Annotated in this window: 23 protein-coding genes and 1 tRNA gene; 11 read left to right on the forward strand and 13 right to left on the reverse strand. The window is 71.1% G+C overall.

Translation table 11 applies throughout. From position 1 onward, the window contains the following. Nucleotides 1-164 precede the first annotated feature (164 nt). From otsB to ACQP0T_RS02295, 3 genes are all read right to left on the reverse strand, one after another. Nucleotides 165-2,720, reverse strand: coding sequence for a trehalose-phosphatase (gene otsB / locus ACQP0T_RS02285; RefSeq protein ID WP_433871076.1), 2,556 nt, complete (start codon nt 2,718-2,720; stop codon nt 165-167). A gap of 132 nt (nt 2,721-2,852) precedes the next feature. After that, a complete protein-coding gene (locus ACQP0T_RS02290; protein ID WP_345368216.1) occupies nt 2,853-4,292 on the reverse strand; it encodes an alpha,alpha-trehalose-phosphate synthase (UDP-forming) in 1,440 nt (479 codons plus the stop codon). A 216-nt stretch (nt 4,293-4,508) separates the two neighbouring features. Then, a complete protein-coding gene (locus ACQP0T_RS02295) occupies nt 4,509-5,960 on the reverse strand; it encodes a threonine/serine ThrE exporter family protein (protein ID WP_433871077.1) in 1,452 nt (483 codons plus the stop codon). Between the two features lie 284 nt (nt 5,961-6,244). Here ACQP0T_RS02295 and ACQP0T_RS02300 point away from each other — a divergent pair. After that, a tRNA-Thr gene (locus tag ACQP0T_RS02300) sits at nt 6,245-6,320 on the forward strand. Between the two features lie 62 nt (nt 6,321-6,382). On the opposite strand, the gene ACQP0T_RS02305 is transcribed toward ACQP0T_RS02300, so the two are convergent. The 3 genes from ACQP0T_RS02305 to ACQP0T_RS02315 are packed head-to-tail and all read right to left on the reverse strand — an operon-like array spanning nt 6,383 to nt 7,813. Then, entirely contained in the window at nt 6,383-6,766 is a 384-nt protein-coding gene (locus ACQP0T_RS02305) for a hypothetical protein (protein ID WP_345368214.1), read from the reverse strand. A 4-nt stretch (nt 6,767-6,770) separates the two neighbouring features. Next, on the reverse strand, nt 6,771-7,490 hold the full coding sequence (locus ACQP0T_RS02310) for a hypothetical protein (protein WP_433871078.1): 720 nt from the start codon (nt 7,488-7,490) through the stop codon (nt 6,771-6,773). Nucleotides 7,491-7,507: 17 nt separating this feature from the next. After that, a complete protein-coding gene (locus tag ACQP0T_RS02315) occupies nt 7,508-7,813 on the reverse strand; it encodes a type VII secretion target (RefSeq protein WP_433871079.1) in 306 nt (101 codons plus the stop codon). A 131-nt stretch (nt 7,814-7,944) separates the two neighbouring features. Here ACQP0T_RS02315 and ACQP0T_RS02320 point away from each other — a divergent pair, with 131 nt between their 5' ends. Then, entirely contained in the window at nt 7,945-8,484 is a 540-nt protein-coding gene (locus ACQP0T_RS02320) for a hypothetical protein (protein ID WP_433871080.1), read from the forward strand. Nucleotides 8,485-8,503: 19 nt separating this feature from the next. On the opposite strand, the gene ACQP0T_RS02325 is transcribed toward ACQP0T_RS02320, so the two are convergent. Continuing rightward, on the reverse strand, nt 8,504-8,704 hold the full coding sequence (locus ACQP0T_RS02325) for a hypothetical protein (RefSeq protein ID WP_345368210.1): 201 nt from the start codon (nt 8,702-8,704) through the stop codon (nt 8,504-8,506). 145 nt (nt 8,705-8,849) lie between these two features. Between ACQP0T_RS02325 and ACQP0T_RS02330 the strand changes: the two genes are divergently transcribed. Continuing rightward, nucleotides 8,850-9,152, forward strand: a complete 303-nt coding sequence (locus ACQP0T_RS02330) for a DUF3099 domain-containing protein (protein ID WP_345368209.1) — start codon at nt 8,850-8,852, stop codon at nt 9,150-9,152. A 251-nt stretch (nt 9,153-9,403) separates the two neighbouring features. Here ACQP0T_RS02330 and ACQP0T_RS02335 read toward each other — a convergent pair whose 3' ends face one another. After that, nucleotides 9,404-10,153: a VOC family protein gene (locus ACQP0T_RS02335; protein WP_433871081.1), complete on the reverse strand. Its 750-nt coding sequence runs from the start codon at nt 10,151-10,153 to the stop codon at nt 9,404-9,406. Nucleotides 10,154-10,309: 156 nt separating this feature from the next. Between ACQP0T_RS02335 and ACQP0T_RS02340 the strand changes: the two genes are divergently transcribed. From ACQP0T_RS02340 to thpD, 5 genes are all read left to right on the forward strand, one after another. After that, a complete protein-coding gene (locus tag ACQP0T_RS02340; RefSeq protein WP_433871082.1) occupies nt 10,310-11,050 on the forward strand; it encodes a S1 family peptidase in 741 nt (246 codons plus the stop codon). A 356-nt stretch (nt 11,051-11,406) separates the two neighbouring features. Next, on the forward strand, nt 11,407-11,886 hold the full coding sequence (gene ectA, locus ACQP0T_RS02345) for a diaminobutyrate acetyltransferase (protein ID WP_369775648.1): 480 nt from the start codon (nt 11,407-11,409) through the stop codon (nt 11,884-11,886). Between the two features lie 112 nt (nt 11,887-11,998). Next, nucleotides 11,999-13,246 carry a diaminobutyrate--2-oxoglutarate transaminase gene (ectB, locus tag ACQP0T_RS02350; RefSeq protein ID WP_433871083.1) on the forward strand — a complete coding sequence of 416 codons (1,248 nt, stop codon included), beginning with the start codon at nt 11,999-12,001 and terminating at the stop codon, nt 13,244-13,246. 67 nt (nt 13,247-13,313) lie between these two features. Then, entirely contained in the window at nt 13,314-13,721 is a 408-nt protein-coding gene (locus ACQP0T_RS02355) for an ectoine synthase (protein ID WP_433871084.1), read from the forward strand. Nucleotides 13,722-13,906: 185 nt separating this feature from the next. Further along, nucleotides 13,907-14,809, forward strand: coding sequence for an ectoine hydroxylase (gene thpD / locus ACQP0T_RS02360; protein ID WP_433871085.1), 903 nt, complete (start codon nt 13,907-13,909; stop codon nt 14,807-14,809). Between the two features lie 358 nt (nt 14,810-15,167). Here thpD and ACQP0T_RS02365 read toward each other — a convergent pair whose 3' ends face one another. Beyond that, entirely contained in the window at nt 15,168-15,392 is a 225-nt protein-coding gene (locus ACQP0T_RS02365) for a hypothetical protein (RefSeq protein WP_433871086.1), read from the reverse strand. Nucleotides 15,393-15,427: 35 nt separating this feature from the next. Here ACQP0T_RS02365 and ACQP0T_RS02370 point away from each other — a divergent pair, with 35 nt between their 5' ends. Continuing rightward, complete coding sequence (locus tag ACQP0T_RS02370; protein WP_433871087.1) at nt 15,428-15,673, forward strand: hypothetical protein; 246 nt, start codon at nt 15,428-15,430, stop codon at nt 15,671-15,673. Here ACQP0T_RS02370 and ACQP0T_RS02375 read toward each other — a convergent pair. Continuing rightward, nucleotides 15,628-16,368 carry a molybdopterin oxidoreductase family protein gene (locus ACQP0T_RS02375; RefSeq protein WP_433871088.1) on the reverse strand — a complete coding sequence of 247 codons (741 nt, stop codon included), beginning with the start codon at nt 16,366-16,368 and terminating at the stop codon, nt 15,628-15,630. The two genes, ACQP0T_RS02370 and ACQP0T_RS02375, sit on opposite strands and share 46 nt — an antisense overlap. Then, the gene (locus ACQP0T_RS02380; RefSeq protein ID WP_433871089.1) at nt 16,335-17,936 is read right to left on the reverse strand and encodes a molybdopterin-dependent oxidoreductase; all 1,602 of its coding nucleotides are present in this window, start codon (nt 17,934-17,936) and stop codon (nt 16,335-16,337) included. Before ACQP0T_RS02380 ends, ACQP0T_RS02375 begins: the two co-directional genes overlap by 34 nt. A gap of 60 nt (nt 17,937-17,996) precedes the next feature. Here ACQP0T_RS02380 and ACQP0T_RS02385 point away from each other — a divergent pair, with 60 nt between their 5' ends. Together ACQP0T_RS02385 and ACQP0T_RS02390 are read left to right on the forward strand one after the other, a co-directional pair. Beyond that, nucleotides 17,997-18,734: a DUF5753 domain-containing protein gene (locus tag ACQP0T_RS02385; protein WP_433871090.1), complete on the forward strand. Its 738-nt coding sequence runs from the start codon at nt 17,997-17,999 to the stop codon at nt 18,732-18,734. A gap of 10 nt (nt 18,735-18,744) precedes the next feature. Continuing rightward, nucleotides 18,745-18,951 carry a DUF397 domain-containing protein gene (locus ACQP0T_RS02390; RefSeq protein WP_433871091.1) on the forward strand — a complete coding sequence of 69 codons (207 nt, stop codon included), beginning with the start codon at nt 18,745-18,747 and terminating at the stop codon, nt 18,949-18,951. 132 nt (nt 18,952-19,083) lie between these two features. On the opposite strand, the gene ACQP0T_RS02395 is transcribed toward ACQP0T_RS02390, so the two are convergent. Together ACQP0T_RS02395 and ACQP0T_RS02400 are read right to left on the reverse strand one after the other, a co-directional pair. Continuing rightward, a complete protein-coding gene (locus tag ACQP0T_RS02395) occupies nt 19,084-19,494 on the reverse strand; it encodes an alpha/beta hydrolase (protein ID WP_433871092.1) in 411 nt (136 codons plus the stop codon). Further along, nucleotides 19,491-20,591, reverse strand: coding sequence for an alpha/beta fold hydrolase (locus ACQP0T_RS02400; protein ID WP_433871093.1), 1,101 nt, complete (start codon nt 20,589-20,591; stop codon nt 19,491-19,493). The genes ACQP0T_RS02395 and ACQP0T_RS02400 overlap by 4 nt, the downstream gene beginning before the upstream one ends. Between the last annotated feature and the right edge of the window lie 6 nt (nt 20,592-20,597).

Here is a 20,597-nt window from a genome sequence, read left to right on the forward strand (position 1 = left end):
ACAACTTGCACCGGGGCGGGTTCTCAGCGGCCTTCTCGCGAGGACAGCCCCGACGCCGTGTACGCGCTTGGTACATCAGGAGGGGCTCCCGGAGCGAGAAGGCCGCTGAGGTTCCGCGACCCGCACCGCAAAGCAGAACGAGCCGCGTCCCACGAGCAGAACCCTCACGTGGAGAGGAGTTGGGCGCAGCGGATCAGGCCTAGATGCGAATAGGCCTGCGGGTGGTTGCCCAGCGACCGCTCGGCGATCGGGTCGTACTCCTCGGAGAGCAACCCGGTCGGCCCCGCGGTGTCGACGATCTGCTGGAACAGCTCCTCGGCCTCGGTGCGCCTGCCGATCAGCAGGTAGGCCTCGATCAGCCAGGCCGCGCAGAGGTGGAAGCCGCCCTCGTCGCCGGGCAGCCCGTCGTCGCGCCGGTAGCGGTAGACGGTGGACCCGCTGCGCAGCTCGGCCTCGATCGCGGTGACCGTGGCGTGGAACCGGTCGTCGGACGGGTCGATCAGCCCGGACAGGCCGACGTGCAGCGAGGCCGCGTCCAGGTCGGAGCCCTCGTAGGCGGTGGTGAACGCCTGGACGTCCGGGTGCCAGCCGTTCTTGAGCACGTCCTCGGAGATCTGGTCGCGCAGCTCCGGCCAGCCCGGTTCGACCCGGCGGCCGTAGGCCTCGGCGAGCTTGACCGCGCGGTCCAGCGTCACCCAGCACATGACCTTGGAGTACACGTGGTGGCGGGGCTGGTCGCGCTCCTCCCAGATGCCGTGGTCGGGTTCGAACCAGCGCCGCGCGACCGCCTCGGCCATCGCGCTGACGAGCTGCCAGTCGGCGTCCCGGATGCCCCCGGTGGCCTGCGCGAGGTGCGTGATCAGCTCCACGACCGGGCCGAACACGTCGAGCTGCACCTGCTGGTCGGCGAGGTTGCCGACGCGCACCGGACGCGAACCGGCGTAGCCGGGCAGGCTGTCGATCACGGCCTCGGGGCCGAGCCCGGTGCCGTGCAGGGTGTAGAGCGGGCGCAGCCGCTCCGGGCCGGGGATGGTGTCCACGACGCGGTGCAGCCAGTCCAGGAACGCCTCGGCCTCGGCGGTGGAGCCCACGGTGACCAGGGACTGCGCGGTCATCGCGCCGTCCCGCAGCCAGCAGTACCGGTAGTCCCAGTTGCGGACGCCGCCGATCTCCTCGGGCAGCGAGGTGGTTCCGGCCGCCATGATCCCGCCGGTGTCGTGGTTGACCAGGCCGCGCAGGGTCAGCGCCGAGCGCGCCACCAGCTCGGACTCCACCTCGGGCAGCGTGAGGGTCTTCATCCAGTCCGCCCAGTACCGGCCGGCCTCGTCGCGGCGCTCCTCCTCGGTGCGGTCGGAGGCTTCGAGGTCCTCGGTGCCGCAGCGCAGCTCCAGCACGACCGGATGACCCTCGGTCAGGTCGAGTTCGGCGCGGGCCGACTCGTGCATCCCGTCGGAGGTGATCTCCCACTGCACGCCGGGCGAGTACAGCACCATCGGCTCGGCGGTGCCGAGGATGCGCAGCCCGTTGGGTTCCGGGGTGAGCCGGACCGCGACCTGGCCGAACTCCGGCCGGGGCGCGAACTCGACCTCGGTGCGGGTGCCGCCGTCGATCACCCGGACGAGGTCGGTGCGGTGCTGCTCGGTGCCGTGCGCCAGGTAGTCGGTGACCAGCAGCCGGGACCAGCGGGTCTCCACCGTCATGGTGTTGGGCACGTAGCGCTGGCCCAGCGGCAGCGTGCTGCGCTGGGTGCCGTTGGTCCCGTACTTCGGGCGGATCGAGAAGTGGCCCGCGCTGGTGCCGCCGAGCAGGTCGGCGAACAGCGCCGCCGAATCGGCCGCCGGGTGGCACATCCAGGTGACCTTGGCGTCCGGGGTGACCAGCGCGATGTTGCGCTCGTTGGACAGCATGGTCAGCCGCTCGATCGGCGGGGCCTGCTCGCCGTAGAGCCAGGTGCGGCGCTCCTCGGTGAGCAGCGCGAGCACGGTGGCGACGTCCTCGGTCTCGGTCACCCGGTAGGTGGCGAGGGTGTCCCCTTCGCCGACCTTGATGCCGATGTCCGGGCCGTGCAGCCGGGCGAACGCCTTCTCGTCGGTGACGTCGTCGCCGAGGAAGATCGCGGCGGTGGCGCTGACCTGGTGGCGCAGCGCGTCCAGCGCGTTGCCCTTGTCGGTCTGCACCACGGCGAGCTCCACGACGGCCTTGCCGTCGGTGACCTGGACGCCGTCCCAGCTCGCCGGTCCTTCGCGGAGCGCGGCGAGCACCTCCTCGGCGACGTCCGGTTCGGTGCGGCGCACGTGCACCGCGACGCTGGCGGGCTTGGCTTCCAGGGTGACTCCCTGCTTGCCCGCGACGATCTCCTGCACCGCGACCTGGAGCCGGGTGCGCAGCCGGGTGGCTTCGGCGTCCATCTGGTGCACGAACCCGACGTCGAATTCGGATCCGTGGCTGCCGACGAGGTAGACCTCGGCGGGCAGCCGGGACAGGGTGGCGAGGTCGCGCAGCGCCCGGCCGGAGATCACCGCGGCGGTGGTGGACGGCAGGGACGCGAGGGAGCGCAGCGCGTGCACGGACTCCGGCAGCGGTCTCGCCTGCGTCGGATCGGCCACGATGGGCGCGAGGGTGCCGTCGTAATCGCTGGCGACCAGGAGTCGAGGTGTCCGCGCCAGCTGCACCAGGACGCGGCGCAGCTCAGCGGGCAGGGCTTCGGCGGTCAACGCCATACTCCTCTGGGGCGTGGGGTCGGTGTTGAAGATCGATCCGGATCGACGTCGCGTCACTGTCGGTGGTCGCCGCCGCCGACCCGTCGTGGCGCGCAGTGCGGTCCGGTTGTGGGGTGAACTGCCTGCTCGCACCTAGTCCGCGAGGGGTGTGCCCAGTGCTTCGAGGAACGACCGCGCCCAGCGATCGACATCGTGCGTGAGCACTTGCCTACGCAATGCGCGCATCCTACGGCGTCCCTCGGCCTCGTCGATGTTCAGGGCTGCGAGCATCGCGTCCTTCACCCCGTCCAGGTTATGCGGGTTCACCAGGAACGCGCTCGTCAGCTCCGCCGCGGCGCCCGCGAACTCGCTCAGCACGAGCGCCCCGCCCAGGTCGGGGCGGCAGGCCACGTACTCCTTGCAGACCAGGTTCATCCCATCGCGTACCGGCGTGACGATCATCGCGTCGGCCGCGGCGTAGAAGGCGACGAGCTCCTTTTTGTCGACCGAGTGGTGCTGGTAGTGCACGGGTGGGTGACCGACGCGGCCGAACTCGCCGTTGATCCGGCCGACCGCCCGTTCGATGTCCTCGCGCATCTGCTTGTAGTGCTCGATGCGTTCCCGGCTGGGCGTGGCGATCTGGATCAGCTTGACGTCGTCGGCCTGGATCTGGCCCTCGTCGAGCAGTTCGTGCATCGCGCGCAGCCGCACGTCGATGCCCTTGGTGTAGTCGAGCCGGTCGACGCCGAGCATGATCCGGCTCGGGTTGCCCATCTCGGCGCGGATCTCCTTGGCCCGCTTCTGGATCTCCTTGGTGCGGGCGAGCTTGTCCATCTCGGCCGAGGCGATCGAGATGGGGAACGCGCCGACCCGCACGGTGCGGTCGCCGACCTGCACCACGCCCGGTCTGGAGCGGACCCCGACCTGCCCCCGGCTGGGTTCGAAGCCCGCCAGCCGCCGGGCCAGCCACAGGAAGTTCTGCGCGCCGCCCGGCCGGTGGAAGCCCACCAGGTCGGCGCCCAGCAGCCCGCGCACGATCTCGGTCCGCCACGGGAGCTGCATGAACAGCTCGACCGGCGGGAACGGGATGTGCAGGAAGAAGCCGATCCGCAGGTCCGGGCGCAGTTCCCGCAGCATCGCGGGCACCAGCTGGAGCTGGTAGTCCTGCACCCACACGGTCGCGCCCTCGGCGCTGACCTCGGCCGCCGCCTCGGCGAACCGCCGGTTGACCCGCCGGTAGCTGTTCCACCAGCCGCGGTGGAACTCCGGCGCGACCACCACGTCGTGGTACAGCGGCCACAGCGTCGCGTTGGAGAAGCCCTCGTAGTACTCGGCGAACTCCTCCGCCGACAGCGGCACCGGGTAGAGCTGGAGGTCGTCGTCGGCGAACGGCTCCACCTCGAAGTCGGCGATGCCGGGCCAGCCGACCCAGGCGCCGCGGCGGGCGCGCAGGAACGGCTCCAGCGCGGTGACCAGGCCGCCGGGGCTGTGCCGCCAGCGCTGGGTGCCGTCCTCCATGCGCTCCAGGTCGACCGGCAGCCGGTTCGCCACCACCACGAAATCAGCACGGATGGGCGAGTTGCCCTTGCTCACCGGTCAGCCTCCCGCCTGTGGCGTCCACCTGTTGCGAGGCTAGTCAACACCGCCCGCGCTCGCGTGGTCCGCTTGGAGTCGATCAGCGCAGCGTTGACCACTCCTCTTTCCCCGTCCGGTCTAGTACCCAGTGCGCGCCCGGTGTAACGGGTGATGCCGGTGACGTCCGGCGACGTCGCCCGTTCGTGAACTCGCTTCGAATCCCGCGCGGCGGGTTCAGTCCAGGCGGCGTTCGGTGGGCCGCAGCGGTCCGGACATCCGCGGGCCGGAGATCCGCCGCTCCAGGCGGCCGAGCCCGGTCCGGAACGGCTGCGCCAGGAACTCGCCGAGGACCACGCCCGCGCCCAGGGCCAGCCCGGTCGCCACCGCGAGGAACAGCGTGCTCAGCCCGGTCGGGCTGCCGAGCACCGAAAGCTCGTAGAGGCCGCGGTAGGTCGCCAACCCCGGCAGCAGCGGCGCGACGCCGGACACCGCGACCACCAGCGCCGGGATCCGCAGCCGCCGCGCCACGACACCCCCGGCCAGACCGACCAGGGTGGTGGCGATGGCGCTGGCCAGCACGGTGTGCACGCCGGTGATCCCGGTGAGCACCGAGTGGACCGCCGCGGCCATCGCGCCGCCGGCCCCGGCCAGCAGCAGCGGCGGCGGCGGGGCGTAGCTGGCCAGCGCGAAGCACACCGACGTGGAAGCCCCGGCCAGGAGTTGCAGCGGCACGTAGATCACCGGTGTGCCGACCGCCGCGCGGCCGATGTCCTGCGCGTCCAGGCCGCCGCCGAAGTCGTCGACGCCGGCCAGCCGCAACCCGACGTAGAGCGCGAAGACCACGCCCGCGATCAACCCCGCCGACATCAGCGCCAGTTCGGTGATCCGCCCGGCCGCGGTGACGTTGTAGCCGGTGATCGCGTCCTGCATCGAACCGACCACCGTCATCCCGGACAGCAGCACGATGATGCCCGCGGCCACCGCCAGCGCCGGGTCCGCCAGGAAACCCACCGCGTAGGCGGCCAGCGCCACGCTGGTGGCCACCGCGCCGCCGACCGCCTGCTGGAAGAAGAACGGCAGCGAGCGCTGGTTCAGCACCCGCCCGATCCGGTCCACCAGCGCGGTCGCCGCGGCGGCGACCAGCGGCAGCTCCCAGGACGCGCTGCTGCCCGCCAGCAGCACCGACAGCGACGCCGCCATGCCCGCCCAGGCCACCGTGGCCACCCAGCGCGGGAAGGGGTGCGCGGCGGTGGTGATCTTGTCCAGCTCGGCGTAGGCGTCGGAGGCGCTGAGCTCGCCCGCGGTGATCCGGCGGACCAGGTCTTCGGCGTCGGCCAGCCGGGTGTAGTCGATGGAGCGGTTCCGGACGACCCGCAGCGAGGTGATCGGCGGCAGGTCGGTGCCCCGGTAGCAGGAGACGGTGATCGACGTGTAGATCACGTCGACCTCGCAGTGCGGGAGCCCGTAGGCGTTGACCACGCCGATGATCGTGGCGGTCACGTCCGACGCGCCCGCCCCGCTGGCCATCTGGACCTCACCGATGCGCAGCCCGAGGTCGAGCACGAGGTGGACCGTGGATTCCTCGGGCAGGGCAGGGCCGTACACGGCGCTGCGCGAGCCCGGCGGCTCGGTCACGTCCGGTTCGCGACGTCGAAGCACACCGCGAGCGCGGTGCGAGATTCCCACTGCTTGCCTCCCCCGTTGCCGACCCCCCTTTCGGGCGGGCCCGGACGCATGATCTTCCCCTCGGGCATCGGACGTCATGGCTCGACCGTTGCACGCCTGGCGTATGGCGTCCATCACTGCGGGCGTGTCGTCGCGCACCCGGTGATTCGTGCAGGTCATCGCCGGTTCCCCGAGGGTCGCCGAGGAGTGCGGGGGGCGGTGCGCCGGGGGTGCTCCCAGCACCGCCGCACCGGACCTCCGGCGGGGGTGCTTACGATGTCCCCGCACCCGCGGCGCGGGTGCGCGCCGCTGTAGCTCAGCCGGTAGAGCGCCCGCCTTGTAAGCGGATGGTCAGGGGTTCGAGTCCCCTCAGCGGCTCCACGCCCGAACGCGACAACGCCCGCCGCACCTCGGTGCGGGCGCGGCGGGCGTCGCGGGCGCGGTCAGCGCAGCCAGTCCTCGTCGCTGAAGTCCTCGTCCTCCTCCTCGGCGGGCCGTGCTCTGCCGTCCGCGGGCGGGTCCGGTCGCCGCATCGCCTCGAACTGCTCCTCGCCGGTGCGCGCAAGTTCCTCGCGCTCGGCTTCGGACAGCTTCGAGTACTCCTCGGCCCCCCGTTGGACCAGCGGATCCAGCGCCGCGGCGAACTGCGGGGAGGTGAGGGTGTCGCGCAGGCCCTTCTCGCCCGCGAGGACGTCGTCGACCATCGACCTGAAGTGCGGGTCGTCGACCTTGCCGCGGAGCAGCCGCAGGGAGTTCCGGAGGTGCTGCGACAGGGCCGCGTCGCCCCGGGCGACGTCGAGCACGGGTTCCTCGTCCTTGGCGTTCACGGTGTCATGCTCCGGGGTGGTCGTAGGTGGTGCCGGGCAGGGCGTGCTCGTCGATGTCGCGCAGCGCCGTCGCGTAACCCGCGACGACGCCGACGAAGCCCTGGCAGAGGTTCCACGCGAGGGTGTGCGCCTGCACCGCCTGGCCCCAGACGCCCATGGCCTTGGTCAGGGTGGCGGCGAAGGCCGCGCCCGACAGGATCGGCCCGACGACGGTCCAACTGCTGGCGGCTGCGGCGGCCAGCTCCAGGCCCATGGCGATCAGCAGGTCGAGCAGCATCTCCAGCAGCCCCTTCAGGGAGTTGGCCGTCTCGTACATCCCGATGGCCATGTCCTTGAACTGCTGGCTCAGATCCCGCAGCGTCTCCTCCTGCGCCTTGATCGCCTCGCTCAGCTTCGCGAAGTAATCGGAGGCACCATCAGCGGCGTTTCCCTGCCAGTCCTGCGCCGCGGCTTCCATCGCGCTCTTGGTCCCGAGCGCGAATTCGACGTTGAACTCGGCGAGGTTCTCCAGCGCCACTCCGGCCTTCTGGACGACCTCCCAATCACCGGCGAACTGCTCGGCGACCCACACCCACGGATTGACCCCGCACACCATGTCGGCGGCTTGGCCGACCCAGTACGAGAGGCTGATGTACTGGCTGGCGCCGAGGACGTTCTCGACCAGGTCCGGGATCGGATCGGACGGGGTCGGCTCCACGAGGACGGAAGCGGGGGATCGGCTCATGGCGGTGGCCTTCCTGCTCAGTCGTAGCTGCGGTCGAGGCGTTCTGCCTGCTCGCGGTCGGTCCGCTCGTAGAACTTCGCGGTCCTGCCGACCTCCTCGGCGGCTCCCCGCTGCACCTCGGCGAGCTTCCGGTAGTTCTCGGTGAGCATCGTCCGCGCCTCTTCCGCCGCCTCCACCGCGGTGGCGAACATCCGGCCCTCGGAATAGCCGAAGCTGATCCACTTGTCGACGTACGCCTTCGCCTGTTCGGCGTCGCCGGTCATTCCTTCGAGCTTCACGCCGAATTCGCCGATGCTCGCGGGATCGGCTTTGAATTCCCCCATGTCTTCCCTTTCCCGTTTCCGCGCGCCGCCCGTGCCCGGGCGCGCGGCGAACGCCCGCCGATGCGGGCAGCCGCCGGGGTACGGTCCTACCATGCCAGTGACACCATGTCCCCCGTTCGGGGGTAATCGTCATGCCTGAGCCCGGGCGACCGGAGGTGCGCATCCCGGCGGCGCTGGCCGGGGCGCCGGGCGGGTTGCCCGCGCGGTGCGTCCGGCATGGTGCGCAGCGGGCGCGGTCGGTCGACTTCGCGCTGCAATCGAAGGTCGAGGTCCAGGGTTCCCGCCTGCTCAGCGGCAACCTCCTCGGCGCGGCGGGCCGGATCGGTGAGCGGGCCCGCGCGGTGCGCGTGACGCACGTGCGGGGCTGGCCGCTGTGCCGGGCGTGCGCCCGCCGCCGGGCGCTGCTGTTCGGCGCCTCCCTGGTCGCCTTCTGGGGCGGGGCGGTGCTGCTCGTCGGGGCGTTGGTGGGGCGTTGGGTGACCGGTCAGCCGAGCGGGGTCCTCGGCGCCGCCCTGGTGCTCGGGTTCTTCGCGATGCTCGTCGCCGCGGTGCCGTTCGCGCTGGGCTCGCTGCCGCGCGTGACCCGCGCCCGCACCTCGGCGGACGGCTCCGAGGTCGTCATCTCCGACCCGCACCCGGCGTTCGTCGCGGCGCTGGAGGGATCGCCGTAGCGCGCGCCCGGCCGCCGCGTCAGATCCGCGGGGTGGGGATGACCGGGCCGGAGCCGCTGGGACGCGGCGGGCCGTGCTCGATGTAGTCCGCGGCGAACTTCATGCCGTCCCGGTACGCCTCGACCCTGGCGCGGCCGATCTCGACCTCGATCTGCTCGGGGTGCAGGTCCTCGGCCAACTGGCGCACCTCTTCCAGGCGCTGCTCGATCCGCTCGTCCATGTCGCTGTCGTCCTCTCCTGCCTGCCGCCGGCGCCTCCGCCCCGCAGATCTTGCCGAAGACGGCGGGGCGGTGAAAGGCGGGGCGCGGGCCCGGTCGCATCAACCGGACGGGCCCCGGGTACGCGATGGGTCGGGAGGTGGGGACATGCAGGACGTGCGCAACGGACCGTCGGTGCGCGGACGCACCGGGGACGCGGAACTCAAGCACCGCAAGCGCGTGTACGCGGCGCTGATGGTGCTGCACCTGGCCGGGTTCGTGGCGGCCGGGCTGCTGGGGGCGGCCGGGTTGCTGCCCGGGATGTGGTGGCTGGCGATCGCGCTGGTGGTGGTGACCGGCCTGCTGCCGTGGGTGGCGGTGGTCATCGCCAACGACCGGGAGCCGCGCGGCGGGCGCTGGGAGCGCAGGCACGGCACGCCCCGCTCCCGCCCGCACGCGGCGCCGGGCTGACCGGTCCGGACCACAGCACCACCCGAACGAGCACATGCCGTCCCTGGTGAGGGGCACCTTCATCCGACATACCCGGATGAAGGTGCCCCTCACTCACAACCCGTCCGGGTGAAGCCGTCGCCCCGTCCGGGTGAAGACGAACCAGGTGAGGGGCACCCTTGCCCAAGTACCTGGGACAAGGGTGCCCCTCACTCAAGCCTCGTTCGGGTGACGGGCGAGGTGGGGTCCCGTTGCTGCGCGGGCGTGTCGGTTCAGCCGGGGGCGAGCAGGCCGAAGTGGGCGCCGAAGGGGTCGTGCGCGACGGCCACGGGCCGGTCCGGGGGCGCGGCGGTGATGCCGCCGCCGAGTTCGACGACCCGGGCGGTGGCGCGCGGCAGGTCGTCGACGGCGAAGTAGTCCAGCCAGTGCGCCGGGACCTCCGGCGCCCAGCTGTCGTCCAGGCGCAGCATCCCGCCGATGCCCCGGCCGCCCAGCAGCCACTCGGTGTAGTCGACGGGCCCGGGGTGCACCGTCGAGGCCCAGCCGAACACGCGCCCGTAGAAGCCCCGCGCCTTGTCCGGGTCGCGGGTGGCGAGCTCGTGCCAGACCGGGGCGCCCGGCTCGGCGACGAGTCCGGCGCCCGATCCGCCGGTCGGTTCCCGCAGCGCCAGCACCGCCCCGGTCGGATCCACCAGCACCGCCACCCGGCCCTGACCGGGCGCGTCCCGCGGCGCCATCAGGACCTCGCCGCCCGCGGCGCGGACGTCCTCGGTGGCGGACCCGACGTCGGTGACCGCGAAGTAGGTGGTCCAGAACGGTGGCACGCCCGGTTCGAACTGCGGGCCGAGCCCGGCCACGGGCGCGCCGCGCAGGGTGCAGATCCGGTAGCCGCCCGCCGCCGGGCCTCCGCTGCGCACCTCCCAGCCGAACAGCCCGGAGTAGAAGGCGGCCGACGCGGCGGTGTCGGGACTGGTCACGTCGGTCCACGCCGGGGTGCCCGGCGGGTGCGCGCTGATCTCCACGGTGCGCCTCCCCGGCGAATGGTCTCGGCACCATTCTTGGCGGGAGAGCATCCCGGGGCATCCGATCTCCGGTGGCGATTTGTGCTCATTCGGTGGACTTTTCACACCAACGAGTGAAATCTCGCTTTCGGTTCCCCACGACCGAAGGAGATCAGCGTGTCCGTACGCAGCACCCTCTCCGGAGCCGCCGCGCTCGTCCTCGCGGCGCTCGCCTTCACCGCTCCCGCGCAGGCCGCTCCCGCGCCGCAGGAGGCCCCCGCCCCGCCCGCCGACGCGGTGCAGCCCTTCATCATCGACGGCCGGGAGGTGGACAGCGCCCCGTGGGCGGCCCGGCTGTTCATCGACGGCCAGGAGAACTGCTCGGCCAGCATCATCGCCCCCGAGTGGGTGCTGACCGCGGAGCACTGCGTGGCCGGGGGCGAGGTGAGCTTCAACGTCGGCGACGTCGACCAGACCCAGGGCGTGCACGTCACGCAGGTCCCCGGCGGCGTGCACACCCACCCCTCCGCCGACCTGGCGCTGGTGAACATCGACCAGGCGGTCGACACCGAGTACGCGCCGCTGGGCTCGGTCGGCGACGTCGCGGTCGGCGACACCGTGCAGACCTACGGCTGGGGCGCGACCTGCACCGACCGGCCGGAGATCCAGTGCCAGTCGCAGATCCTCAAGGTCGCCGACGTGCAGGTCACCGACATCGGGTGCAGCGACTACCGGGGCGGCACCGCGGTCTGCGCGAGCCGGGGCGACGGCATCCCGGCCGGCGGTGACTCCGGCGGCCCGATGTTCTCCGGCGGCGTCCAGGTCGGGGTCGCCTCGACGAGCGACCGCGCCACCCGCACCGCCTACACCAACATCACCGAGTACCGCGATTGGATCTCCTCGCTCGCGGGCGTGTGAGTCCTCGGCAGGCGGCCCGTCCGGTTCTCCGGGCGGGCCGTTCGCGCTTCACCGGAAAAATGAACGGATCTCTTTTTCCAACGATTTGCCAACGATGTTGTCGGACAGGCGTCGCCGCAGGTCAGCGCGCGCGGAAATCAAGATCGAGGGTCTCGTTAGCACCGCCGCGCAGCGCGCGGCAACGTTCGTGTAGTGCTTCTCACGTGTTGAATCGCATTGTGCCTGGTAGTCGTGGCGGGAAACGGCTGCATGTCTGACGAGTTAGTGATGTTCTGTTAAGTTGGCGAAGCATGACCGGCGATAAACCGAGCCATCAGATCAACAGTCGGAATGGTGCTGGCGGTTCTGCCGGAGGGTTGGAGATCGACACTCCGGTCGTCGCGGACGGCCCCGCGCTGTACCGGATCACACGCGATTCGGCAGTGCTCGATGTGAACTCGTCCTACGCGTACCTCCTGTGGTGCCGCGATTTCGCGCACACCTCAGCGGTGGCTCGCACCGACGGCGGTGTGGTGGGCTTCGTGACCGGGTACCTCCGGCCGGATGCGCCCGACACCCTGGTGGTCTGGCAGATCGCCGTCGATGCTTCCCAGCGCGGTGGTGGAGTCGCGGGCAAGCTGCTCGACGCCCTGGTGGACCGGGTGCTCGACCGCGGCGTGCGCTACCTGGAGACGACCATCACCCCCGACAACGAGCCCTCGATCAAGCTGTTCACCGCCTTCGCGCGCAGGCAGGGCGCCGACGTCGAGCGCAGCGAGCTGTTCGCGGCGGAGCTGTTCCCCGACGCGCACCTCGGCGAGGACCTCTACCGCATCGGGCCGTTCGCGCCGAACTAGGTCCGTTACCGGACCGTGATCGGCCGGGATGTTTGGCCGGCCACGCGGGTGGGAAAAGACCATTGTGATTGCCCGCCCCCACGTCGGGGCGCGGCACAAGGGGAGGATTGGCGTGAACGACATCTTCGCGACCCTGGAATCGGAAGTCCGCAGCTACAGCCGCACCTGGCCGGCCGTGTTCGACCGCGCCCAGGGCAGCTACCTCTACGGCGAGGACGGCACCCCGTACCTCGACTTCTTCGCGGGTGCCGGGGCCCTCAACTACGGGCACAACAACCCGCTGCTCAAACGCAAACTCCTGGAGTACATCGAACGGGACGGCGTGGTCCACGGCCTCGACCAGGCCACCGTGGCCAAGGCCGAGTTCCTCTCCACCTTCCACGAGAACGTGCTCGCCCCGCGCGGGCTGAACTACAAGGTGCAGTTCCCCGGGCCGACCGGCACCAACTCGGTGGAGTCGGCGCTGAAGCTGGTGCGCAAGATCACCGGCAAGGAATCGGTGATCAGCTTCACCAACGCCTTCCACGGCATGACGCTCGGGTCGCTGTCGGTGACCGGCAACTCGATGAAGCGCGGCGGCGCGGGCATCCCGCTGGTGCACGCCACCCCCATGCCGTACGACAACTACTTCGACGGCCAGTACCCGGACTTCCTGTACTTCGAGCGCCTGCTGGAGGACAGCGGCAGCGGCCTCAACGAGCCCGCCGCGGTCATCGTCGAGACGCTCCAGGGCGAGGGCGGGATCAACTCCTCGCGTCCGGAGTGGCTGCGCGGCCTCTACGAGCTGTGCCAGAGCCACGGCATCCTGATGATCGTCGACGACGTGCAGATGGGCTGCGGCCGGACCGGGCCGTTCTTCTCCTTCGAGGAGGCGGGCATCCAACCGGACATCGTGTGCCTGTCCAAGTCGATCGGCGGGTACGGGATGCCGCTGGCCACCACGCTGATCAAGCCGGAGCTCGACGTCTGGGAGCCCGGCGAGCACAACGGCACCTTCCGGGGCAACAACCCGGCCTTCGTCACCGCTTCGGAGGCGTTCCGCCAGTACTGGGCCGATGACAAGCTGGAGCAGTCGACCATCGCCAAGGGCGAGCGAGTCGGGCAGGTGCTGCAGGAGATCGTCGACACCCACGGCGGTGCGGTGGCCAAGGGCCGCGGACTCGCCCGCGGGCTCGGCTTCGAGGACACCAACGTCGCGGGCAAGGTCTCCAAGGCCGCGTTCGACCGGAAGCTCCTGATGGAGACCTCCGGGCCTGACAGCGAGGTCCTCAAGATCATGCCGCCGCTGACCGTCTCCGACGAGGAGCTGGAGCAGGGGCTGCGGATCGTGCGGGAGTCGGTGCAGGAGGTGCTGGCCTGACCGGCCGGTTCCCGGAGCACTGATTGGGCGGCCGAGGAGCCGCCGGGAGAACTACTAGGAGGACATTGTGTTCGTTCGCCACCTCACCGACATCGAGGACTCCGACGCGGACATCAAGACGGAGAACTGGCGGAGCAAGCGGATCGTGCTGGCCAAGGACAAGATCGGCTTCTCGGTCCACGAGACCACGCTCTACGCCGGCACGGTGAACGACTTCTGGTACGCCAACCACATCGAAGCCGTCTTCATCGTGGAAGGCGAGGGCGAGGTGGAGAACAAGGCCACCGGCGAGGTGCACCAGCTCGCCCCGGGTTCGATCTACGTCCTCAACGACAGCGACAAGCACCAGGTCCGGCCGCGGACCCAGATGCGCACGGTGTGCGTGTTCAACCCGCCGGTCACCGGCCGGGAGGTGCACGACGAGCACGGCGTGTACCCGCTGATCATCGAGACCGACGAGCCGGCCGCCAACTGAAGCGGCGCTTATGACCGTGGCGTGGCGGGTAATCCCCCGGTGGGGTTGCCCGCCACGTGCATGGCAGGTCTTCCCCCGGTCGCGCAGCCGGGGGAATTGGGCCACCCGAACGAGGAACCGAGAAATGGCGGCGGTGCTTCGGGCACCAGTCGCTCCGGCGGGAATTCGACAAGGAGGCGCAAACCATGACCGTCGCCGATGTGAGCACTCAGGATCGGTACCCGACCCGAGTGAGCGCCGAATCGGCCATGCTCGACCGCACCGACCCGGTGGTCTGGCCGGGCGTCGATTCCGGACCGGCGACCAGCGCGGAGCTGGCCTCGCACGACGCGAAGGGCTTCCACATCGTCGAGGGGCTGCTGTCCCCGGCCGAGGTCCAGGCGTACTGGCAGGAGCTCGAACGCCTGACCACCGACGACTCGGTCCGCGCCGACGAGCGCACCGTGATCGAGGCGAAGTCCAACGAGGTCCGCTCGATCTTCGAGGTGCACGTGCTCAGCGAGCTGGTGCACGAACTGGTCCGCGATCCGCGGGTGCTGGACCGCGCGCGGCAGTTGCTCGGGTCCGACGTGTACGTCCACCAGAGCCGGATCAACTACATGCCCGGCTACCGGGGGACCGGCTTCTACTGGCACTCGGACTTCGAGACCTGGCACGCCGAGGACGGGATGCCGGGCCCGCGCGCCGTGAGCCTGTCGGTCGCGCTGACCGACAACTACCCGTTCAACGGCGGCCTGATGCTGATGCCGGGCGCGCACCGGACGTTCGTCTCCTGCATCGGTGAGACGCCCGACGACAACTACAAGTCGTCGCTGAAGGAGCAGAAGATCGGCGTCCCGACCGAGGACGACATCACCAAGCTCGCCTACGAGCACGGGATCGAGCAGTTCACCGGGCCCGCCGGTTCGGCGCTGTGGTTCGACTCGAACTCGATGCACGGTTCGGGCAACAACATCACGCCGTACCCGCGGTCGAACATCTTCATCGTGTTCAACAGCGTGGACAACGCCCCGGTGGAGCCGTTCGCCGCGACCGGCCGACGCCCGGGCTTCGTCGCGTCCCGCACGGCAGACCCGGTGCGCCGCTGACCGGACCCAGGTGAGGGGCACCCTTGTCCAAGTAAGGACCGCTTTCAGAATGGTTTGCGTGGCGGTGCCGGTGGCGGAACCTCAGCGGTCTTCTCGCTCCGGGAGCCGTTCCTGATGTACCCACTTCGTACACGGCGTCACGGCTGTCCTCGCGAGAAGACCGCTGAGAACCCGCGGCGGTGCGAGCTGCGTGCCCCACCGCATGCGGCTCCGCCGCATTCTGAAAGAACCCCTAACTGGGGCAAGGGTGCCCCTCACTCACGTCTCGAACGGGTGAGGGGAATGGAGTGAGGGGCACCCTGCACCACGTGACGTGGTACAGGGTGCCCCTCACCCGGTTCAAATGGTGGGACGGAGGTCAGTCGCGGGCGAGGACCTGGGGTGCGGCCTGCTTGAGGCGGGTCGTGATCCACCGGGCCTGGGTGCGGGTCTCGGCGTGCGCCGCCGACACCAGCCCGAGCAACCCCTGGTCGCCGACCGCCTGGGCCGCCTGCCCGGCGAGCACCCAGTGCAGGCTGACGTCCTGCGCCCGCAGGTGCAGCTCGCGCAGGTCGGCCAGCAGCTCCGCACCGGGCCCACCCACCGGGAAGCCCCCGCGCCGGGGAGCACCCGGTCCGGGTGCGCGGGCGGGGGTTCGCCGAGCCGGGTGGCCTGGTCGCGCAGGTGCCGGGCGTGCTCGTCGCACTGCACCGCCAGCGTCCGGCACGGGTGGTGGGTGCCCGCGTCGTCGGCGTGGCGCCCGGCGACCTCGCGCAACGCCGCGGCCAGCTCGGCCTCGGCGTCGTGCAACTGGCCCAGCAGCGCGGCGACCTGGCCCCTCACGGCTGCTCCACCTTGCTGACGCGGACGGCGGCGACCTTGTAGAGCGGCTGCTTGGACACCGGGTCCCACTCGGTGCGGGTGAGTTCGTTGGCCGCCCGCTCGTGCCCGCCGTCCTGGTCGAAGTAGCCGTAGTGGAACGGTGCGAACACCACTCCCGGCCGGTGGCCGCGCAGCCGGGCCGGTGCCTCGATGCAGCCCCGCCGCGACGCCACCCGGACCCGGTCGCCCTCGGCGATGGCGAGCCGGGCGGCGTCGTCGGGGTGCAGCTCCACCCACATCGTCGGGGCGGCGTCCTGGAGCGGCGCGACCCGGGCGGTCTTGGTGCGGGTGTGCCAGTGGTGGACGTGGCGGCCGGTGGTCAACCGGAGCGGGTAGTCCTCGTCCACCTGCTCGTGCGGCGGGTGGTGGTGCGCCGCCTTGAGCACCGCGCGCCCCGCCGGGTCGTGCGCGGCGTACTCGTCCGGTTCGTGCTGGGCGCCGGTGAGCAGGTCGTGCCCGAAGTCCTCGCACTCGGCGACGCCGGTGGGGAAGCGGTGGTCGGCGTAGAGCCGCGCGGTGCCCTCGGGGGCGTCGTCGGTGCACGGCCACTGGATGCCGGGACGCTCCCGCAACGCCCGGTAGTCCAGGGCGGACTGGTCGCAGGGCCGGCCCCGGGTGAGCTCGGTGAACTCGCGCCAGGCGTCCTCGGGCCCTCGCCAGTCGATCAGCGCGGCGCCGTCCCGGTCGGTGAGCCCCATCCGGTCGGCGTAGTCCAGCAGCGCGGCGAAGTCGCTGCGGGCCTGCCCGGGGGTTCGATCGCCTGCTCGGACAGGTGGACGGTGCGGTCGGCGTTGGTGAAGCAGCCGGTCTTCTCGCCCCAGAGCGCGGCGGGCAGCACCACGTCGGCCAGTTCGGTGGTCTCGGTGGGGAAGGCGTCGGAGACCACCAGGAACAGGCCGTCCCGAGCGCAGATCGACCGGATGCGCCGCAGTTCGGGCAGGGACACCGCCGGGTTGGTCCCGGTGATCCAGAGGAACCGGATCGTGCCCTGCTCGCAGTGCCGGAAGATCTCCATGGCGTGCGTCGGCGGGCCCCAGTGCGGGATCCGCGGCACCTCGACGTTCCAGACTTCGGCCAACCGCCGCACGTGCGCGTCGTTCTGCCAGTTGAGGTAGGCGGGCAGCGTCCCGTCCGCCCCTGTTTCGCGGGTGTTCTCGGCGGTGGGCTGGCCGTTCATCTGGAACACCGACGCGCCCGGCCGGCCGATCATGCCGCGCACCAGGTTGATGTTGTTCACTTGCACGGCTGCCGCGGTGGCCTGGTGGGACTGGTAGACGCCCTGCAGCACCGTCGACACCAGCCGCTCGCAGTCCCCGATGACCCGGGCGGCCCGCCGGATCGACTCCGCGGGCACATCGCACACCTCGGCGGCCCGTTCCGGCGGGTAGTCGGCGACGACCTCGGCCAGCGCGTCGAACCCGGTGGTGTGCGCGGCGAGGAAGTCGCGGTCGATCCGGTCGTGGGCGATGAGTTCGTGCAGCAGCGCGTTGAGCACCGCCACGTTGGTGCCGGGCCGCACCGCGAGGTGCACGTCGGCTTCGCGGGCGGTGGGCGTGCGGCGGGGGTCGATGACCACCAGCCCCGGCCGGTCGGGGCCGTGCAGCCGGTCGAGCATCCTGCTCCACAGGACGGTCTGGGTCTCGGCGACGTTGTGGCCGACCAGCAGCAGCGCGTCGCACTCGTCGATGTCGGTGTAGGAGCCGGGATCGCCGTCGCTGCCGAAGCTCTCCACCAGCGCCCACTCGGCGGTCGCCGTGCACAACCGGGTGTTGCCGTCGAGGTGCGGCGTGCCGATCCCGCCCCGGACGATCTTGGCCTGCGCGTAGTACTCCTCGGCGAAGAGCTGGCCGCTGGTGTAGAACCCCATCGCCAGCGGTCCGTGCTCGGCCAGCACCTGCCGCGAGCGCCGCACCACGGCGTCCATCGCGGTGTCCCAGTCGGTCGGCCGCAGCTCCCCGTCGACGCGGACCAGCGGGCGGGTCAGCCGGTCCTCGGAGTGGGTGGCCTGCCAGCCGAACAGGCCCTTGGGGCCGAGCCGCCCCCGGTTGACCCGGTCCTCGGCGCGCCCGCGGACGCCCACCATGCGGCCGTCGGCCACGGCGATGTCCACGCCGCACCCGTTGGAGCACAGCACGCAAGCCGACGGCACCCACCGCTGCACGTCCTCGCGGGGCACGGTGAGGTGCTCGTCGACGCGCTCGGGCCAACTGCCGCCCGGGCCGAACGGGGTGCGCGCCCCCCACACGTCAGCGATTCGATCGGCCACCGCACAGCTCCTCTCCACTCCGCCGCCGGGGTACCGACGTGATCGTCGGTCCAAACATGCGTGCGGTCAGAGGGCGCGGAGCCCGGCGAGGACGCGGCGCAGGAGTTCGGGATCGCGGGCCGGTTCCGGCTCGACGCGGGGGAGCAGGCGAGTGGGCTCGTCGGCCAGGGCGCCGGCGAGGTCGCCCCGGATCGTGACCCGGCGCGGCGGTCGGGGCGCCGGAGGTTCGGGGCGGCACCGGTCGAGGAGCTGGCCGACGGTGGTGGCGTCCGGTCCCGCGCGGCCGTGCCGCCCGCAGCGGGCGTGGCGGGCGAGGCACCTGCCGAGGGCGACCAGTTCGACGGTGCTGTGCTATCCACTTCTGTCGTTGTTGCGCCAGCGGAGATGGACCGGTCCGTGCACAACCGGCTCGCACGAAGCGAAATCCTGAATCGTGCCGCCGCAGTGCACGTAGTCCTGGGCGAAGCCGCTCTGTGGCGGGAAGTCGGAGGTCCATCGGTGCTGCTGAACCAGGTCGAGGCACTTCGGGAAGCTGCCTCTCGGCCGAATGTCACCTTGCAGGTGCTCACCTTCGCGGCCGGAGAGCACGCGTCGTTGGAAACGGGCTTCACGCTGCTCGACCTCGACGAAGCCGGAGCGACGTACGCTTACCTCGAAGACCTGACGAGCTCGGACTTCTGGGACAAGCGCTCCCACACAGATGTGTACGAGCTGGTGTTCTCGCGGCTGTGCGCTTCGGCTCTGGGAGAGCGTGAGGCACTCGCCGTGCTGGACAAGGCAATCGCTCGACTGTCGTGAGTGGTGAGGAATGATGAACCCAGACCTGGCGGGCGCATCGTGGCGGAAGAGCAGCCGCAGCAGTGGTGGCGCCAACAACTGCGTCGAGGTCGGCTTCTCCGGTGAGGCCGTCGGGGTCCGCGACACCAAGGACCGGGCAGCCGGATACTTCACCGCGACGGGTGCGCAGTGGTCGCGGTTCGTCGCAGCGATCAGGACCGGTCGCTTCGAGAGCTGAACTCCCGTTCCGGCCCGCTCACCCGTTCGGGACGTAGGTGAGGGGCACCCTGTACCACGTCACGTGGTGACAAGGTGTCCCTCACTCAGTTCAGGTGGTGGGACGGCGTCGCAGGGCTCGGCGTCGTGGGGATCAGTCTGACTTCGGGGCCGCTTCGCAGGTCATGTCCTGTTCGGGCATCGTGCCGTCGACCAGGTACTTCGTGGTGACGTTCAGCGCGCAGGGGTTGTCGCCCAGGACGTAGGCCCCGTGCCCGCTCGCGTCGACGCTGACCAGCCGGGACCGGTCGCCGAACTTCTCGTCGATCAGCTCCCCGCCGCGCAGCGGGGTGACCGGGTCGCGCTGGTTCTGCACGACCAGGACGTTGGTCGGCCCGTCGTCGTCCACCGCCACCGGCGGCTCGCTCGGCCCCTGCTGCCAGTAGGCGCAGGGCATGATGTTGGCGGCGGCGGCGCCGTAGAGCGGGTGCTTCTCGCGGTCCTCGGCGACGGCGCGCTGGTAGGTCCCGACGTCCTCGGGCCATTCGACGTCGTTGCAGGTCACCGCGAGGAAGACCGACCAGGCGTTGTCGTTCGGCGAGGGCGCCGCGGGTGCCGGGGGAGGTTCGCGGGTGCCGTTCCGCCGTCGAGCAGCGACTGCCAGGTCTGCGCCATCTGCCCGTACGATTTCTCGTTGTAGAGCGAGGCGAAGGTGGCCAGCCGGAACAGCCCGCCGTTGATCCCGTCCACCGGCGTCTCGTCGAGCCGCTCGGCGAGGGTGAAGTAGGTCGCACGCACCTCCTCCGGCGTGCGGCCCAGGCCGTAGCTGCCGTGCCGGGCGGCGGCCCACCGCGCGAAGTCCGGGAACGTCTCCTCCATGCCCCGGCCGTACCTGCGCATCCCCTCGTGGGTCAGGTGGGTGTCGCCGATGTTGCTGTCCAGCACGATCCGGTCGGAGCGCTCGGGGAACATCGAGGCGAACGCGGCACCGAGCGCGGTCCCGTAGGAGTAGCCGAGGAAGCTGGCCTTCTCCTCGCCGAGCGCGGCCCGGATCTCGTCGAGGTCGCGGGCCATGTTCGCCGTCGAGAGGTGCGGCAGCCGGCTGTCGTTCGCCGCGCATTGCTCGGCGACCCCCTGGGCGATTTTCGCCTGCTCGGCGACCGCCGCCTCGTCGACCGCGTACGGCGGGATGTTGCCGAGGTACGCCTGATCGGTGGTGAATCCGCAGCTCATCGGTGTCGAATGCCCGACCCCGCGGGTGTCCATGCCGATCAGGTCGTAGCTGTCCAGGACGCTGTTCGGCATTCCCTGGGCGGCCAGGAATTCGGGCTGGTCCAACCCCGTTCCGCCCGGACCGCCCGGGTTCAGCAGCAGCACGCCGCGCCGCTGGTCCGGGTTGGTGCTGGCCAGCCGGGAGATCGTGAGCTCGATCGTCGCGCCCCCGGGATCGCTGTAGTCGAGCGGCACCGGCACGGTGGCGCACTGCAACCGCGAGGGGATGGCGGGGTCGTCAACGCCCTCGGGGCACGCGCCCCACCGCACCTGCGCCGCGGGTTCCCCGCCCGGCTCGGCGGCCACGGCGGGCATCCCGACCGCGGTCCCGGTGAGGCCGAGCACGGCCAGCACGGCCGCACTCCGGCCGGCACCCCATCGTCGTTCCATCCGTCC

It is taken from the genome of Saccharopolyspora sp. CA-218241 (genome assembly GCF_050954615.1).
GTDB classification, from domain to species: domain Bacteria; phylum Actinomycetota; class Actinomycetes; order Mycobacteriales; family Pseudonocardiaceae; genus Saccharopolyspora; species Saccharopolyspora cebuensis.

What these genes read in the sequence shown, in the direction of transcription:
- ACQP0T_RS02310 (WP_433871078.1), bottom strand. Translation starts at nt 7,490, where the DNA reads ATGAGCCGATCCCCCGCTTCCGTCCTCGTGGAGCCGACCCCGTCCGAT.
- thpD (WP_433871085.1), top strand. Translation starts at nt 13,907, where the DNA reads ATGACCGTCGCCGATGTGAGCACTCAGGATCGGTACCCGACCCGAGTG.
- ACQP0T_RS02330 (WP_345368209.1), top strand. Translation starts at nt 8,850, where the DNA reads ATGCAGGACGTGCGCAACGGACCGTCGGTGCGCGGACGCACCGGGGAC.
- ACQP0T_RS02325 (WP_345368210.1), bottom strand. Translation starts at nt 8,704, where the DNA reads ATGGACGAGCGGATCGAGCAGCGCCTGGAAGAGGTGCGCCAGTTGGCC.
- otsB (WP_433871076.1), bottom strand. Translation starts at nt 2,720, where the DNA reads ATGGCGTTGACCGCCGAAGCCCTGCCCGCTGAGCTGCGCCGCGTCCTG.
- ACQP0T_RS02375 (WP_433871088.1), bottom strand. Translation starts at nt 16,368, where the DNA reads ATGGGGCTCACCGACCGGGACGGCGCCGCGCTGATCGACTGGCGAGGG.
- ACQP0T_RS02390 (WP_433871091.1), top strand. Translation starts at nt 18,745, where the DNA reads ATGATGAACCCAGACCTGGCGGGCGCATCGTGGCGGAAGAGCAGCCGC.
- ACQP0T_RS02400 (WP_433871093.1), bottom strand. Translation starts at nt 20,591, where the DNA reads ATGGAACGACGATGGGGTGCCGGCCGGAGTGCGGCCGTGCTGGCCGTG.
- ACQP0T_RS02315 (WP_433871079.1), bottom strand. Translation starts at nt 7,813, where the DNA reads ATGGGGGAATTCAAAGCCGATCCCGCGAGCATCGGCGAATTCGGCGTG.
- ACQP0T_RS02320 (WP_433871080.1), top strand. Translation starts at nt 7,945, where the DNA reads ATGCCTGAGCCCGGGCGACCGGAGGTGCGCATCCCGGCGGCGCTGGCC.